Genomic DNA, 14,612 nt, shown 5'->3' on the forward strand with positions numbered 1-14,612 from the left:
CCTTCAGCCGATCAGTTTCTTCAGGATCTCGGCTTTGGCGGCATCGTAATCGGCGGCGCTGATCAGGCCTTGATCCAGCAACTGCTTCAACTGGCCCAGCCGCTCCGCGGGTGTCGGGCCGGCGGCGGCCGCAGGAGCGGCGGCGGCGTGGCCCTGAGCACCCGCTGCGCCAGTCCCCAGGGCATCGGCCATGACCTGCCCCATCGAGACGCCCGTGGCCAATCCAGCCCCCAGTCCTGCCAGGCCACCTTCATTGCCGGCCGCAATCGGAATTGCCTCGGCCGCCTGGACGCGCGCATATCCGGCGGCCTTGGCGGCATCCAGCCCGCCCTTCATGCCGGCCGCGATGCGCTGGTCCAGCGCCACTTGCAGGTCATCCGGCAGATTGAAGCTGGCGATGTTGAACTGGTCCAGCGTCAGGCCGTATTGCGCAAAACTCAGGGCCATGGCGTCGCGCACCGTGTTGGCCATGAGCGTCTGGTTGGCCGCCAGGTCGAGGAAGGCGCTCTGCGCATTGCCCAGGGAATTGGCCAGCGTGGAGAGCAGGATGCCCTGCAGCTGGTCTTCAAAGTCTTCGCGGGTGTACACCTCGCGGGTGCCGCTGATGCGCGAGAAGAACACGCGCGGATCCGACAGGGCATACGAGTACATGCCAAAGGCACGCACGCGGATCATGTCGAAATCCTTGTCGCGGATCGTGATCGGCTGCGGCGTGCCCCACTTGCGACCGGTCTGCAGGCGGGTACTGAAGAAATAGACATCCGACTTGAAGGGAGACTCGAACAGCTTGTCCCAATTCTTCAGGTTGGTCAGCACCGGCAGGGTGCGGGTGGTGAGCGTGTAATTGCCGGGGGTGAAGATATCGGCAACCTGGCCCTCGTTGACGAAGACCGCCAGCTGCGATTCGCGCACCGTCAGGGTGGCACCATTCTGGATTTCAAAGTCCTGCATCGGATAGCGCCAGGCCAGCACGCCTTCCTGGTCCTCATTCCATTGCAGGACATCGATGAATTGCTTCTTGATGAATGATCCGAGATTCATGCGGTACTCCGGGGGGATGAAGGATGAACAACGAAGAGGTCAGGAAATGCAGGCCGCATTGATGGCCCCGATGCACAGTGAGATCGTGCCCATCAGGCCACCGAACGCGACATTGTCGGTTTCGATATGTTCGCGTGAAATGCGCAGTCCGCGCGTGGTCACCAGATAAGCCAGCAGTTGCACCACCAGCGCACCGGCTGCCCAGGCAAAGAATTGCTGGTAATCGTTGGTATGCAAGATGGAGGAGGCGATGGTGAGCGAGAAGCCGCCCATGGCACCTCCCAGCGACATCGCCGCAGCACGGTTGCCTTGTCGGATCAACAAGACTTCATCATAAGGAGTGACCCAGGTATATACCTTGAAAAAGACCGCCAATAGAATAGCGGCCAGCAAGAGATGAAGCGCGTAGTTGAGGATGGCAGGCAAAACGATTCTCGCGTGGTGGCATCAAGACCTGCATATTAAGCCATAAAAAAATTCATGATCAACAGAATACTGGTGTTGTCGATTTTCGTGGTCGCCTCGTGCGGCCTCGCCTACGAACTGATTGCAGGCGCACTGTCGAGCTACCTGCTGGGGGACTCGGTGCTGCAGTTCTCCACCATCATCGGCTGCTATCTGTTTGCCATGGGGGTGGGCGCGCATGTCTCCAAATACGTCAAGGATGAAGACGTGCTGGCGCGCTTCGTGGACATCGAGATCATGGTGGGACTGATCGGCGGCCTCTCGGCGGCGCTGCTGTTTCTCTCCTTCTCGTGGTCGGCAGCGCCTTTTCGCATCCTGCTCTACAGCGTGGTGTTCCTGATCGGCGCACTGGTGGGCATGGAAGTGCCGCTGGTCATGCGCGCCCTCAATGCCCGCCAGACCGCCTTCCGCGAACTGGTGAGCACGGTGCTGACCTTCGACTATCTGGGTGCACTGGCCGTGTCGCTGCTGTTTCCGCTGGTACTGGCGCCGCATCTGGGCCTCACGCGCACCGGCTTCCTGTTCGGGATGAGCAATGTGGCCGTGGGCTTGTGGACCATCTACGTCTTCCGCGCCGAACTGAAGCAGGCACAGCGGCAGTTGCTGCGGGCCTGCCTGGTGCTGTTCCTGCTGGGAACCGGCTTTGCCGCCTCGGACCGGCTGGTGCAATGGGGCGAACATGGCATGTACGGCGATGAAGTCATCTATTCCACCAGCACCCCCTACCAGCGCCTGGTGATCACCCGCTGGAAGGATGATCTGCGGCTCTACATCAATGGCAATCTGCAGTTTTCTTCACGTGACGAATACCGCTATCACGAAGCCCTGGTGCATCCGGCCCTGGCCACCCTGCCCTGGGCGCGGTCAGTGCTGGTGCTGGGCGGAGGCGACGGACTGGCCCTGCGCGAAATCCTGCGCCATCCCGGTATCCGCAAGGTGACGCTGGTGGATCTCGATCCGGCGATGACGCAAGCCTTCCGGCAACGTCCGGAACTGGTGGCGCTGAACAGGGGCGCGTTGTCCGATCCGCGCGTGAAGATCATCAATGCCGATGCGGCCGTGTGGTTGCAGAACAGTACGCAGACCTTCGACCTGGCCATCGTCGACTTCCCCGATCCTTCCAGTTTTGCGCTGGGCAAACTGTTCTCGGTGCCGTTCTACGGCGTGCTCAAGAAGCACATCTCGGCCAATGGCCTGATCGTGGTGCAGGCGACTTCGCCCTATTTCGCCCCGCATGCCTACTGGTCCATCGACGCCACGCTGCGCGAGGCGCAATGGAAGACCTATCCCTATCACCTCTACGTACCATCCTTCGGTGAATGGGGCTTCATCCTGGCCTCGCCGCAGCGAGATTACGTTCCACCCACCACCTATGCGCAGCCGATGCGCTATCTCAACGGGGCCACCACGGCCGAGATGTTCCGCTTCCCGCCCGACATGCCGCGTGTGGAGGTCGAGTCCAACCGGCTCAACAACCAGTCGCTGGTGCGCTACTTCGAGCAGGACTGGCATCAGGTGGTGCGCTGATGCAGCGGCGCAGCTTCATTCTGGGCGCAGCGGTGGCGGCGGGCGCGGCCACGCTGGGCGCGGGTGGCGTCCTGCAGAAATGGCGGGAAGTCGATCCCGGCATTCGCACACCGGGCCGCGCGGAAGGCCACTTCCTGCGCGATCTGGCCAGGCATCCCGGCCGCCTGCCGGTCCCTTCGGAGATCATCGAGACCGACATCGCCATCCTCGGCTCCGGCGTAGCCGGCCTGACCGCAGCCTGGAAGCTGGAACGCTCGGGCCATCAGGATTTTCTCGTGATCGACGGCCCGGAAGCCGACGGCAATGCCGCCGGGGCCCGCTACGGCCAGGCCGGTGAATACGCCTGCCCGACCGGGGCCCACTATCTGCCGCTGCCCTCGCAGGAATGCCTGCACGTGCGCGAAATTCTCGCCGACCTGGGCGTGATCCTGCGCGACGCCCAGGCCGAGCGCCCCTATTACGACGAACGTTATCTGCTGCACGCGCCGGATGAACGGCTGCTGGTCGAGGGGCACTGGTACGAAGGCCTGCTGCCGCCCTTGCAGCCGGGCGAACAGGAAGAGCTGGATCGTTTCAACCGCAGCATGGACAGCCTGCGCGCCAGCCGCGATGCCCGGGGCCGGCGCGCGTTCATGCTGCCGTCCGCGCAGGCCTCGGACGACCCGCGCTGGCTGGCGCTGGACCGCATCACCATGCGGCAATGGCTGGAGCAGGAAGGCTATCGCTCCCCTGCCCTGCACTGGCTGGCCAACTACGGTTGCCGTGACGACTACGGCGCACGCTACGACCAAGTCTCGGCCTGGGCCGGCCTGCATTATTTCTGCAGCCGCAGCGGCCAGGCGGCCAATGCCGCCGACGGCGCCTGGCTGACCTGGCCGGGGGGCTTGCAGCCGCTGGCCGAGGGACTGGCGCGCCGCATCGGCCCGCGCCGCCGCCCCGGCACGGTGCTGCAGCTGCAAGAAACTTCGCGTGGAATCGAAGCGCTTTGCATGGTCCTGCGCGATGGCCAGGCCACCAGCTTCCTGCTGCGCGCGCGCAAGGCCGTCTGCGCCATGCCGCTGTTTGTCGCGGCGCGCATCACACCGGCCATGGCCACGCTGGGCTTCGATCCCGCGCAGCACCTGCCGGCCCGCGCGCCGTGGCTGGTGGCCAACTTCCTGCTCAAGCGCTTCCCCAAGGAAAAACCCGAGGCACCGCTGTCCTGGGATAACGTGGTCCAGCGTGAACCGGGCCTGGGCTATGTCGTTTCGACCCATCAGGATATCCGCGTCCATCCGCCGCAACAGACGGTATTCACCTCCTATGTGGCGCTGACGCATCTGGCCCCGGATCAGGCCCGGCGCTGGATGGACCAGGCCACGCCGGCCCAGTTGCTGGCACTGGCCATGGAAGACTTGCAGCAGGCATATGGCTGGCAATTCGGTGCTGCGGTGGAGCGCGTGGATATCACGCTGCGGGCACATGCGATGGCGATCCCCACGCCCGGTTTCCGCAGCAATGCGGGACTGAAAAAATTGCAGCAGGCAGACGGCAAGATCCTCTTCGCGCATGCCGACCTGTCCGGTTTTTCGCTGTTTGAAGAAGCCAGCTGGTGGGGCTATCAGGCCGCGCTCAAAGCGCTGAAGACCTGACGCTGCAGCCGTCGCTGGAATGACAAACGGCCCGCGAGGGGCCGTTTGTCATGGGTCCGCAGCCACTCAGTGCGGCAGCGTCGGCCCGGCCGGCGTGACGTCGATCTCGCGGCGCACCAGCGTCTCGCCCTCATTGATCCGGAACACGCTGACCATCTGCGCCAGCCGTCCCGCCTGGTTCTGCATCGAGGCCGCTGCGGCCGCAGCCTGCTCGACCAGCGCTGCATTCTGCTGGGTTACCTGGTCCATCTGCGTGATGGCCAGGTTGATCTGCTCGATGCCACTGGTCTGCTCGGCGCTGGCGGCGCTGATCTCGGCCACGATGTCGGTCACGTGGCGCACGCTGCTGACCACTTCCTGCATGGTGACGCCGGCCTGCTCGACCAGGCGGCTGCCGTCGCCGACCTTCTCCACTGAATCGTTGATCAGTTCCTTGATCTCCTTGGCCGCCGAGGCCGAACGCTGGGCCAGCGAGCGCACTTCGGACGCCACCACCGCAAAGCCGCGTCCCTGTTCCCCGGCGCGCGCCGCTTCCACGGCAGCGTTGAGTGCCAGGATATTGGTCTGGAAGGCGATGCCGTCGATCACGCTGATGATGTCCACGATCTTGCGCGAGGAGGCATTGATGGCCCCCATGGTATCGACCACCTGACTGACCACGCCGCCGCCCTGCTCGGCCACGCTGGAGGCCGATTGCGCCAGCTGGCTGGCCTGGCGTGCATTGTCGGCGTTCTGGCGCACGGTGGAGATCAGTTCTTCCATGGCAGAGGCGGTTTCTTCCAGCGAACTGGCCTGCTGTTCGGTGCGGCCGGACAGGTCGAGGTTGCCGGCAGCGATCTCGGCCGAGGCCGTGCTGATGGTATCGGTGCCGGTGCGCACATTGGCGACGATGCCGCGCAGGCTGTCATTCATGTCCTTGAGCGATTGCAGCAGCTGGCCGGTTTCGTCGCGCGAGGTCACCTGCACCTGGGTCGCCAGGTCGCCCTCGGCCACCTTGCGCGACACCACCACCGCCGTCTGCAGCGGCTTGGTGATGCCCAGCGTCAGGGTGCGCGCCAGCACGATGCCCAGCAACAGGATCAGGCCCTCCAGCACCACGATCAGGATCCGGCTCTGGGCCGCGATGTTGTCGATTTCCTTGGCGGTATCGTCGATATCCTTGCGCTGGATGTCGACCATCTCGCGCATCAGTTTCTGGTAGGTCGCGGCGGCGGGCACGAAGACGGTGTCCAGCAGGCGCATGGCCTCTTCCACGTTGCCTGCCGCCTTCAGTTTGACGATCTGGTCACGCGACGACAGGTACACCTTGCGCTGCTCGCCGATCTTCTGGAACAGCGCCTTTTCTTCGGGGGTGACCAGCAAGCCCTCGACCTGCTTCTGGTACTCCGAGGAACTCTTGGTGGAGGCCGCCGCTTCCTCCGCGAAATACGCTGCCAGCGACGGATCACTGCTCTTGGCGATGGCCAGGGTGCGGCGAATGCCGGCGGTCAGGTTGGTGTACCAGTCGCCCATGAGGCGTTCGGTCTTGAGCGGATCGTTCATCATCTCGCGCGTGGCCGCCGACACCTGCTCCAGCCGCCACAGGCTGATACCCGCCACGATGGCGGAAAACGCGAGGATCACGGCAAAGCCCAAGGTCAGGCGCTTGCCGATATTCATGTTGCCAAGGATATTCATGTCTTTTCCGTCCCTAGCGAAGCCTCCGGGCGAGGACTCCGCAATGTCATCTTGATTATTGTTGTCAGCACGGCAGTCCCCGACTGCCGTCCTTCAGCACTATGGCACGCGAGCGCAAGCGGAACAAGACAACTAAGCCCGGAACAGACGGGCAATGGTGGTTCTCTTCCCGACGGCGCGGACACCATGCCGGCATTGCCCCAGCATGCGGGAATTCAAGCTTGTTGATCCAGCAACCTGGCCATGGCGGCGGCAAATCGCGGGTCCGACAGCAGTCCGACATTGAAGCGGGACCACGGCACGCTGTGTTCCGGGTCGACATGGAAGATGCTGCCCGGAGCCAGCACCACGTGATGCGCCATCAGGGCCTGCGCCAGTGGCCGGGCATCCGCAAAAGCGGGAAATCTGGCCCACAGGTACATGGATTGCTGTGGCGCGCAAAACAACTCTGCCCCCAGTTGCTGCAACTGGTGACAGGCGGCGTCGGTCGCGTGCGCCAGACGCTCGCGCAGACGCGCCGTGTGCCGGCTGAAGTGGCCATCGGACAAGATCACGTCCAGCGTGCGTTCGCAGTATTCGGAACTGCTCATGTGCACCAGCATCTTGATGTCGGCCAGGTCACTGGCCAGATCGCGGTGGCAGGCAATGAAGCCCACACGCAGTGCCGCCGACACCGACTTTGAAAAGCTGCCGATGTAGAGCGTGCGGCGCAACTGGTCCAGCGTGGCGATGCGCGGCGCGGTGGCCGGCTTGAAGTCGGCGAAGGCATCGTTCTCGACAATCAGGGCATCGTGGCGGTCAGCCAGTTGCAGGATCTTGTGTGCCTTGTGCGGAGAGGTGTCCGAGGCCGTGGGATTGTGCGCCAGCGACTGGGTGAAGAACAGCGGCGGCTTGCCGGGCAGCTTCAATTCGCGTTCCAGGACCTCGATATCCGGCCCGTCCGCATGGCGAGGGATGCCGACGATGCGCGCACCGGACAGCTTGAGTTTGCCGTACAACATGTAGTAGCCCGGTTCATCGACCAGCACGCGATCGCCGGGGCGGATGAAATTGCGGATCACGATATCGAGCGCCTGGTTGGCCCCGTGGGTCAGCACGATCTGGCTGGTAGCGGCCTCAATGCCATGCTGTGCCAGCTTCTGCACCAGGTGCTGGCGCAGCGGCAGGTAACCAAAGCGGCTGCCGTAGCCGAACAGCGCACCCATGCCGGTGCGCACCACCTTCTGATGGAATTTGTCCAGCCGCACATCGTGCAGCCATTCCACCGGCGGGAAGCCATCGCCCAGGCGCAGATGGCCGGGGTCGTGCTTCAACTGCTCGCGCATGAGCCAGACCACGTCCATGGCGCGGCTCAGGCTGCCCTCTTCTTCTTCCTTCGGCCGCGGCGGCGCGGCGCAGACGAAAAAGCCGGACCCGCGCCGGGGCTCCACCACGCCCTGCGCCGTCAATTCCTCGAACACGTTGACGATGGTGTTCTTGGCACAGCCATGCCGGGCGGCCAGCTCGCGGATCGACGGCAACCGGCCGCCGGGAGCAAGGGCACCCTCGGCGATCTGGCGGCGGATCAGCTGCACCAGGGTCTGGGTGAGTGTCTGGGGAATGGTCACGGATAAGACTCTCCAAAAAGCAGGCAGGTGCTCGCTCGCCCGGCCCGCGTCGTCGGGACTTGCTGCAATGCAAAGGGATTGTCCTGGGTACAGTTGCCGTACTGTTGGCGGCAACTGTACCCATGCGCAATGGTACACCCTTGCTATTCTGCCAGCGCTGGACAGGGGCGCGCAGCCTGCCGCCCCTTCCATATCTTCATATAACGACGAAAAGAGAGACCAGCGCATGCACAGTGACAAGCACTCCGCGACCGATTCGCGCCTGCCCGGATTCCGCAGCCTGACCCCGCCGCAACGCTTGGCTGAGGTCGCGCGCCTGGCCGGGCTGAACGATTCCGAGCAGATCCTGCTGGGCCAGCCCGGCGGCCTGCCGCTGGCCACGGCCGACGGCATGATTGAAAACGTGGTCGGCACTTTCCAGCTGCCGCTGGGTGTGGCCGGGTATTTTCAGCTCAATGGCCGCGATGTACTGGTACCGATGGCGGTCGAAGAGCCCTCGGTGGTGGCGGCAGCGTCCTTCATGGCCAAGCTGGTGCGCGCCTGCGGCGGCTTCCAGACTTCCAGCAGCACGCCGCTCATGCGGGCGCAGATCCAGCTGCTCGGGGTGACCGATCCGCACGGCGCGCGGCTGGCCATCCTCAAGGACCGCCAGGCCATCATCGACATCGCCAACAGCCGCGACCAGCTGCTCAACCAGCTGGGCGGCGGCTGCCGCGACATCGAAGTGCATGTCTTCCCGGACACCCGGCGCGGTGCCATGGTGGTCACGCACCTGATCGTCGACGTGCGCGATGCAATGGGCGCCAATACCGTCAACACCATGGCCGAAGCGGTGGCCGGACATATCGAGGAAATCACCGGCGGCAAGGTGCGGCTGCGCATCCTCTCCAATCTGGCCGATCTGCGGCTTGCGCGGGCCAGGGTGAAGGTTTCTGCCGATGTACTGGCCACCAGCGCTTACAGTGGCGAGGAAGTCATCGATGGCATCGTCGATGCGTATGAATTTGCCGCCGTCGATCCCTACCGCGCCGCCACCCACAACAAGGGCATCATGAACGGCATCGATCCGGTCATCGTCGCCACCGGCAATGACTGGCGCGCGGTGGAGGCCGGGGCTCACGCCTACGCCTGCCGCCATGGCCGCTACACTTCGCTGACGCACTGGGAAATTGCCGCCGATGGCGACCTCGTCGGTACGCTGGAAATCCCCATGCCGGTGGGCCTGGTGGGTGGTGCCACCAAGACCCATCCGGCGGCACGGGCGGCCTTGAAGATCCTGGGCGTGCAATCGGCACAGGAGCTGGCCGAGGTCGCCGTGGCGGTGGGGCTGGCGCAGAACATGGCCGCCCTGCGCGCGCTGGCGACTGAAGGCATACAACGCGGCCACATGGCCCTGCACGCGCGCAACATCGCATTGGCCGCCGGGGCCGAACCGCATGAGATGGACTGGCTGGTGCAGCAGATGGTGGCTGGCCACGACGTCCGGGTGGACTACGCCAGATCGCTGCTGGCCGAACGCCGCCGCTGAAGCACGGAAAACAGAACGACCCGAGCCGCCCAGCGGCCGATCACAACGAGGAGACAAGCACATGGTCCCATCGACCACGCTGCGCAGGCTGGCAGCCGCCTGTGCCATTACAGGCGTTTTTGCAGGGCCGGCCATGGCCCAGGTATCCAATGACGCGGTACGCATCGGCTTCATCACCGACATGTCCGGCCCCTATGCCGATACGGATGGACTGGGCGGGCTGGAAGCCATCCGCATGGCGGTCGCCGACTATGGCGGCAAGGTGCTGGGCAAACCCGTCGAGATACTCTCGGCGGACCACCAGAACAAGGCCGACATCGCCGCCACCCGCGCCCGTGAATGGGCTGACGAACGCGGGCTGGACATGTTGATCGGCGGCGTCAATTCGGCCACGGCCTTGTCGATGAACAAGGTGATGGCCGAGAAGAAGCGCGTCTACATCAACATCGGCGCCGGGACCGCCCGCCTGACCAACGAGGAATGCACGCCCTACACCGTGCACTATGAGTACGACACGGTGGCGCTGGCCAAGGGCACGGCCAGTGCGGTGATCAAGCAGGGCGGCAAATCCTGGTTCTTCCTGGTGGCGGACTATGCGTTCGGCCATTCGCTGGCCAATGACACCAGTGCCGTGGTCAAGGCCAATGGCGGCACGGTCGTCGGGTCGATCAAGCATCCGCCGCAATCCTCGGACCTGTCGTCCTTCCTGCTGCAGGCGCAGGCGTCCAAGGCGCAGATCCTGGGATTGGCCAACGCGGGCGAAGATACCGTCAATTCGATCAAGGCCGCCAAGGAATTCGGGGTGACCAAGACCATGAAACTGGTAGGTCTGCTGATGGTGATCAACGACATCCATGCGCTGGGACTGGCCAATGCCGAGGGCCTGATGATGACCGACAGCTGGTACTGGGACAAGGACGAGCCCTCGCGCAAGTTTGCCGAGCGCTTCTTCCAGAAGATGAAGAAAATGCCCAGCACGCACCAGGCGGCCGCCTACTCGGCCACCATGACCTACCTGAAGGCGGTGGAGGCCATCGGCACCGATGATGCCACCAAGGTGATGGCGCAACTGAAGAAGACGCGCATCGATGACTTCTACAACAAGGGTTACATCCGCGCCGACGGGCGCAACATCCACGACATGTATCTGTACCAGGTCAAGTCGCCGGCCGAGTCGAAGAAGCCTTGGGATTACCTTAAGCTGCTGGAAACCATCCCAGGTGAACAAGCCTTCACCAGTGTGGCGGATTCCCGGTGCAGCCTGCTCAAGCAGTAAGGGACAGGTGAAGTTTCTGGCCTGAAGTCCAGAGCACCCCCTGCAGGCCCTTGTCGGCCAGCAGATTGAGCAGTTTGAGGGCGGGGCCGGCGGAGCGGGTCTCGCCCTTCTTCATTGAGGCTCCGCCAGGAAAGCTGATCACCCGCTTGACCCGTTGTGCGGTCTTCACATCACCGGCTTGCCTTGGCCGGGTCTTGCGCCTACTCTTGCAACCCAGCCCGCCCGGAGCGCTGCATTGCTCAACCGTAAGCCCGTCGGGGAATGGCACAATATCGCGGCCACGCATTCGTCAGCGCAGACACGCTCCCCTGCCATCGCTGGCGGGGCGCGACGCAGCAGCCGGTTCGCCGGCCAAGATTTTAACAAGCCAACAAGACCATCCGCCAAGGAGTCCCTTTGAGTCAGCATCCTCCCCGCCAGCCTGCCAGTCCGCCCGCCCCGGCGGGATTCACGCGCTACCAGAAGACCGTCGTCGGTCTGCTCGCCTTCCTGCAATTTGCGGTCATTCTCGATTTCATGCTGATGTCGCCGCTGGGTGCCGTGATCATGCCCGCCATGCGGATCACGCCGCAGCAGTTCGGGCTGGTGGTCTCGGCCTATGCCTTCAGCGCCGGGGCCTCGGGCTTGCTCACGGCCGGTTTTGCCGACCGCTTCGACCGCAAGCGGCTCTTGCTGTTCTTCTATTCCGGCTTCGTGCTGGGGACCGTGTGGTGCGGTCTGGCGCAGAGTTTTGAAAGTCTGCTGATCGCGCGTATCGTCACGGGGCTGTTCGGGGGCGTGATCGGTTCCATCACGCTGGCCATCGCCACCGATCTGTTCGCGCCGCAGCTGCGGGGACGCGTCATGGGCATCATCCAGACGGCCTTCGCGGCCAGCCAGGTGCTGGGCATTCCGATCGGGCTTTATCTCTCCAATACCTGGAACTGGCATGTCCCCTTCCTGGCCATGGCCGCGCTGGGCGCAGTGGGCGGGATCGTGGTCAGCTTCAAGATGCAGCCGGTGGACGGCCACCTCAAGCTCAAGCAGGAACACACGGCGTGGATGCACCTCTACCACACCATTGCGGAGCCGCGCTACCTGACCGCGTTTGCCACCACGGCCCTGCTGATGACGGGCGGCTTCATGCTCATGCCGTTCAGCAGCGCCTATCTGGTCGGCAACCTGGGCATCGACCTGCATCACCTGCCGACGGTCTATCTGGTCACCGGCCTGTGCACCATCGCCTTCGGTCCGCTGATCGGACGCGCGGCCGACAAGGTGGGCAAGTTCCGGGTCTTCGTCTTCGGTGCCGTACTGTCCATCATCATGGTGCTGATCTACACGCATCTGGGACCGGTGACGGTACCGATGATCGTGCTGGTCAATGCAGTGCTGTTCCTGGGCATCTTCTCGCGCATGATTCCATTCCAGGCCCTGGTCTCTTCGGTCCCGGCGACTACCCAGCGCGGTTCCTTCAATGCCATCAGCGCCTCCATCCAGCAGCTCTCGGGGGGTGTGGCCTCGATCGTGGCCGGACATATCGTCACGCTGGGGGCGGATGGCCAGTTGCAGCATTTCGACGTCGTCGGTTACGTCATTGTCGGTACCACGCTGCTGGCCTCGGTACTGGTCTGGCGGCTCAACCGCGACGTGCAGGCGCGCGCCGCCATCCTTGCGGCCGCAGCTCAGGCGTCGCCGGCCAGCGCTGCGGGACGCTGACCGCCCCTCCGAGCGGGGGTATCTGCGCAGCGGCCATGCAGATCGCTCAGGCTGCAGTGCGGCCGGCGTAACTGGCCAGTGTGCGGATGATCTCGCGGCCTTGCACATCCGTGCGGCAGTAATGGTCGACCAGTAGCCTGACGTCCGAATCGCTTTCCTGCGGCAGGACGTCCGGCTCGCTGCCGGTCAGCAGCCAGTTGAGATCGACCGCAAATTCGCGGTAGAGCTGCAACAGCAGCTCCCCGCCCGGCATGGCCTTGCCGGCTTCCAGCCAGCTGATGTGGCCGGTCGATGTATTGAGGCGCTGACCCAGCTCGCGCTGGCTCAGGCCGTGGGCGAGGCGGATCTCCTTGATCCTCCCCCCGATTTCTTCACTGAACATGTCTTCTCCTCTGAACGGACGCACCCGCGTGAGCCGCCCGTGTCCCAGTCCCCCCGCGACTGCGCCGGGGCCCGCAGCCCCGTGCCGAACCAGTGACACCCCCGCCGGACGGCAGCAGCGGGGGCGTAACCGGCGACCGTTCTCAGCCGCGCCGGCTTACCAGAAAGCTCGCGACCGCCATGACCAGCGACTTGCCGCGCTCCGATGCGCGGACGTAGTCACCAATGAGCACCTTGATGTGAAAACCATGGCGCGGCGGCAGTTCTTGTTCCAGGCCGGTCAGGAGCCAATTGATGTTGACGTCGAACTCGCGGTGCAGCGAACGCAGGAAGCGTCCGCCGGGCATGCTGTGCCCCAGCTCGACGCAACTGATGTAGGCACCCGAGGTGCCCAGCCGGCTGGCAAAGTCGCGCTGGTTCAGGCCGCTCATCTGACGCGTGGCCTTGAGGCGTTCGCCGATGGCTTGCTTGGCCGCGAGTGCAGCCTGGCCCGGCGCGTTGTCGATGGGCGCGTCCATGCTCAGCCTCCGAACGGAAACGCCGGTCCAGGTACCACGATAGGCTGCGGCTGTAGCGGCACATGCACATCGGCCGCCGGCACTTCCGCGCCAGTAGCGGATCCGGATTGATGCAGGAAGTCGAACTGTTCACTCTGCATGAAGATCTGCTGCAGGGTCAGCACGCCGTCACTGAACTGCAGCCGCCGGTCCGGATTGACAAGGGCATCCAGCGCACCTTCCCGCAACAGGATCTGGCCGCCGCTGCGCAGCACCAGCAACAGGTCGATGCCGAGACTGCGCACGTCCTGGATGGTCTCGATGGGAATCTTGCGCAAGGCGGTAGCGGCCTGCATCACGTCGAGCGTATAGGTGGTCTTGCCCATCAGGGCGTCCTCGATGGAACTTGCGGCATCTGACATCGGGCCTCCTCACTCGGTCTTCTGGATACGGATTTCCAGACCTTCCGTGCCGGACTGGCGTGCTGCCGGAACCGGTTCGATGCGCTGGCGAATGCGCGCGGCGGGGACGCCGATGGACAGCAGATGATTGCGCACTGCCACCACGCGATAGAACGCCATGCGGTTGGACTCCGACAAGCCTTCCACGGCCGCGGAGGAAATGGTGAAGCTCTGTTCGAGGCTGGCGTTCCATTCGAAGTGCTTGATGAAGGTTTCGTTCATGCGCTTGGCTTCGTCCGGGCTCAAATCCACGGTACCCGGACGGAAGCGCACGATCAGCACGCTCGGCCGCAAGGCAAACTGTTCCACCCCCTTGGGCAGCGATCCGGCCGTACCGCTGGCATCGACCACGCGGTCGGATGCACCGTCCTTGGCCAGGTTGGCGTCGGGGGTGGACTTCATGTTGTTGCCGGATTCCTTCTGGTTGGGCTTCTCGACCTTGGCCAGGCCGCTGGCCTTGTAGCGCTGGTCGCTCTCACGCAGCTTTTCCTTCAGTTCGGCCACATCGGCCTTGTAACGGACCTCGTTGTTGTTGAGCGTCTGGCGCATCTGCTCAATCTGGGCATGCAGCTCCTCAGCACTGGGACTGACCGGCGTGACTGCGTTGGGGCCGGGCAGCGCCTTGGGGAAGGGCTTGCCCGGCATTTCCAGTTCGGTCGCCTTGCTTTCCTTGGCTTCGTCACGGGCGCGCATGGAAAAGTACATCACGGCCATGGCCAGGATGGCGATCAGCAGCAGCAGGTACATCACCATGTTGACCATGGAATCGACGTAACCGGGCCAGAAATTTTGTTCATCGGAATCTGCGGATGGGGCTGCCATT

Annotated in this window: 14 protein-coding genes; 5 read left to right on the forward strand and 9 right to left on the reverse strand. The window is 64.0% G+C overall.

Features of this window, described 5'->3' with window-relative positions; all coding sequences use genetic code 11:
• Nucleotides 1-3: 3 nt before the first annotated feature.
• Together MKD49_RS00890 and MKD49_RS00895 are read right to left on the reverse strand one after the other, a co-directional pair.
• Complete coding sequence (locus MKD49_RS00890; protein WP_204726669.1) at nucleotides 4-1,041, reverse strand: SPFH domain-containing protein; 1,038 nt, start codon at nucleotides 1,039-1,041, stop codon at nucleotides 4-6.
• Between the two features lie 39 nt (nucleotides 1,042-1,080).
• Complete coding sequence (locus MKD49_RS00895; RefSeq protein ID WP_039785084.1) at nucleotides 1,081-1,467, reverse strand: DUF350 domain-containing protein; 387 nt, start codon at nucleotides 1,465-1,467, stop codon at nucleotides 1,081-1,083.
• A gap of 54 nt (nucleotides 1,468-1,521) precedes the next feature.
• On the opposite strand from MKD49_RS00895, the gene MKD49_RS00900 reads away from it, so the two are divergent.
• Together MKD49_RS00900 and MKD49_RS00905 are read left to right on the forward strand one after the other, a co-directional pair.
• Nucleotides 1,522-3,033, forward strand: a complete 1,512-nt coding sequence (locus MKD49_RS00900) for a polyamine aminopropyltransferase (protein WP_252695180.1) — start codon at nucleotides 1,522-1,524, stop codon at nucleotides 3,031-3,033.
• Complete coding sequence (locus MKD49_RS00905) at nucleotides 3,033-4,664, forward strand: NAD(P)/FAD-dependent oxidoreductase (protein ID WP_252695181.1); 1,632 nt, start codon at nucleotides 3,033-3,035, stop codon at nucleotides 4,662-4,664. The genes MKD49_RS00900 and MKD49_RS00905 overlap by 1 nt, the downstream gene beginning before the upstream one ends.
• Before the next feature lie 66 nt (nucleotides 4,665-4,730).
• Here the strand turns inward: MKD49_RS00905 and MKD49_RS00910 are convergent, their stop codons facing one another.
• Nucleotides 4,731-6,341 (reverse strand): methyl-accepting chemotaxis protein, encoded by a 1,611-nt coding sequence (locus MKD49_RS00910; protein ID WP_204726672.1) that lies wholly within the window; start codon nucleotides 6,339-6,341, stop codon nucleotides 4,731-4,733.
• Between the two features lie 215 nt (nucleotides 6,342-6,556).
• Nucleotides 6,557-7,948, reverse strand: coding sequence for a PLP-dependent aminotransferase family protein (locus tag MKD49_RS00915; protein WP_371925417.1), 1,392 nt, complete (start codon nucleotides 7,946-7,948; stop codon nucleotides 6,557-6,559).
• Nucleotides 7,949-8,174: 226 nt separating this feature from the next.
• Here MKD49_RS00915 and MKD49_RS00920 point away from each other — a divergent pair, with 226 nt between their 5' ends.
• Together MKD49_RS00920 and MKD49_RS00925 are read left to right on the forward strand one after the other, a co-directional pair.
• Nucleotides 8,175-9,476, forward strand: a complete 1,302-nt coding sequence (locus tag MKD49_RS00920; RefSeq protein WP_252695182.1) for a hydroxymethylglutaryl-CoA reductase, degradative — start codon at nucleotides 8,175-8,177, stop codon at nucleotides 9,474-9,476.
• Between the two features lie 61 nt (nucleotides 9,477-9,537).
• On the forward strand, nucleotides 9,538-10,752 hold the full coding sequence (locus MKD49_RS00925; protein ID WP_252695183.1) for an ABC transporter substrate-binding protein: 1,215 nt from the start codon (nucleotides 9,538-9,540) through the stop codon (nucleotides 10,750-10,752).
• Here the strand turns inward: MKD49_RS00925 and MKD49_RS26395 are convergent.
• Nucleotides 10,742-10,867 carry a hypothetical protein gene (locus MKD49_RS26395; protein ID WP_256497396.1) on the reverse strand — a complete coding sequence of 42 codons (126 nt, stop codon included), beginning with the start codon at nucleotides 10,865-10,867 and terminating at the stop codon, nucleotides 10,742-10,744. The two genes, MKD49_RS00925 and MKD49_RS26395, sit on opposite strands and share 11 nt — an antisense overlap.
• A gap of 281 nt (nucleotides 10,868-11,148) precedes the next feature.
• On the opposite strand from MKD49_RS26395, the gene MKD49_RS00930 reads away from it, so the two are divergent.
• A complete protein-coding gene (locus MKD49_RS00930) occupies nucleotides 11,149-12,450 on the forward strand; it encodes an MFS transporter (RefSeq protein WP_252695184.1) in 1,302 nt (433 codons plus the stop codon).
• 46 nt (nucleotides 12,451-12,496) lie between these two features.
• Here MKD49_RS00930 and MKD49_RS00935 read toward each other — a convergent pair whose 3' ends face one another.
• The 4 genes from MKD49_RS00935 to MKD49_RS00950 form a co-directional block, all read right to left on the reverse strand.
• Nucleotides 12,497-12,832 (reverse strand): helix-turn-helix domain-containing protein, encoded by a 336-nt coding sequence (locus tag MKD49_RS00935; RefSeq protein ID WP_039785071.1) that lies wholly within the window; start codon nucleotides 12,830-12,832, stop codon nucleotides 12,497-12,499.
• 142 nt (nucleotides 12,833-12,974) lie between these two features.
• A complete protein-coding gene (locus MKD49_RS00940; protein WP_209566911.1) occupies nucleotides 12,975-13,349 on the reverse strand; it encodes a helix-turn-helix domain-containing protein in 375 nt (124 codons plus the stop codon).
• 2 nt (nucleotides 13,350-13,351) lie between these two features.
• Nucleotides 13,352-13,750, reverse strand: coding sequence for a hypothetical protein (locus tag MKD49_RS00945; RefSeq protein WP_252695185.1), 399 nt, complete (start codon nucleotides 13,748-13,750; stop codon nucleotides 13,352-13,354).
• Between the two features lie 9 nt (nucleotides 13,751-13,759).
• The gene (locus MKD49_RS00950) at nucleotides 13,760-14,611 is read right to left on the reverse strand and encodes a vesicle formation protein (protein ID WP_252695186.1); all 852 of its coding nucleotides are present in this window, start codon (nucleotides 14,609-14,611) and stop codon (nucleotides 13,760-13,762) included.
• Nucleotide 14,612: the final 1 nt, after the last annotated feature.

Source organism: Herbaspirillum sp. WGmk3, from assembly GCF_023952535.1.
In the GTDB taxonomy this organism is placed as follows: Bacteria; Pseudomonadota; Gammaproteobacteria; order Burkholderiales; family Burkholderiaceae_D; genus Herbaspirillum; species Herbaspirillum huttiense.

What these genes read in the sequence shown, in the direction of transcription:
- MKD49_RS00890 (WP_204726669.1), bottom strand. Translation starts at nt 1,041, where the DNA reads ATGAATCTCGGATCATTCATCAAGAAGCAATTCATCGATGTCCTGCAA.
- MKD49_RS00900 (WP_252695180.1), top strand. Translation starts at nt 1,522, where the DNA reads ATGATCAACAGAATACTGGTGTTGTCGATTTTCGTGGTCGCCTCGTGC.
- MKD49_RS00905 (WP_252695181.1), top strand. Translation starts at nt 3,033, where the DNA reads ATGCAGCGGCGCAGCTTCATTCTGGGCGCAGCGGTGGCGGCGGGCGCG.
- MKD49_RS00910 (WP_204726672.1), bottom strand. Translation starts at nt 6,341, where the DNA reads ATGAATATCCTTGGCAACATGAATATCGGCAAGCGCCTGACCTTGGGC.
- MKD49_RS00920 (WP_252695182.1), top strand. Translation starts at nt 8,175, where the DNA reads ATGCACAGTGACAAGCACTCCGCGACCGATTCGCGCCTGCCCGGATTC.
- MKD49_RS00925 (WP_252695183.1), top strand. Translation starts at nt 9,538, where the DNA reads ATGGTCCCATCGACCACGCTGCGCAGGCTGGCAGCCGCCTGTGCCATT.
- MKD49_RS26395 (WP_256497396.1), bottom strand. Translation starts at nt 10,867, where the DNA reads ATGAAGAAGGGCGAGACCCGCTCCGCCGGCCCCGCCCTCAAACTGCTC.
- MKD49_RS00935 (WP_039785071.1), bottom strand. Translation starts at nt 12,832, where the DNA reads ATGTTCAGTGAAGAAATCGGGGGGAGGATCAAGGAGATCCGCCTCGCC.
- MKD49_RS00940 (WP_209566911.1), bottom strand. Translation starts at nt 13,349, where the DNA reads ATGGACGCGCCCATCGACAACGCGCCGGGCCAGGCTGCACTCGCGGCC.
- MKD49_RS00945 (WP_252695185.1), bottom strand. Translation starts at nt 13,750, where the DNA reads ATGTCAGATGCCGCAAGTTCCATCGAGGACGCCCTGATGGGCAAGACC.
- MKD49_RS00950 (WP_252695186.1), bottom strand. Translation starts at nt 14,611, where the DNA reads ATGGCAGCCCCATCCGCAGATTCCGATGAACAAAATTTCTGGCCCGGT.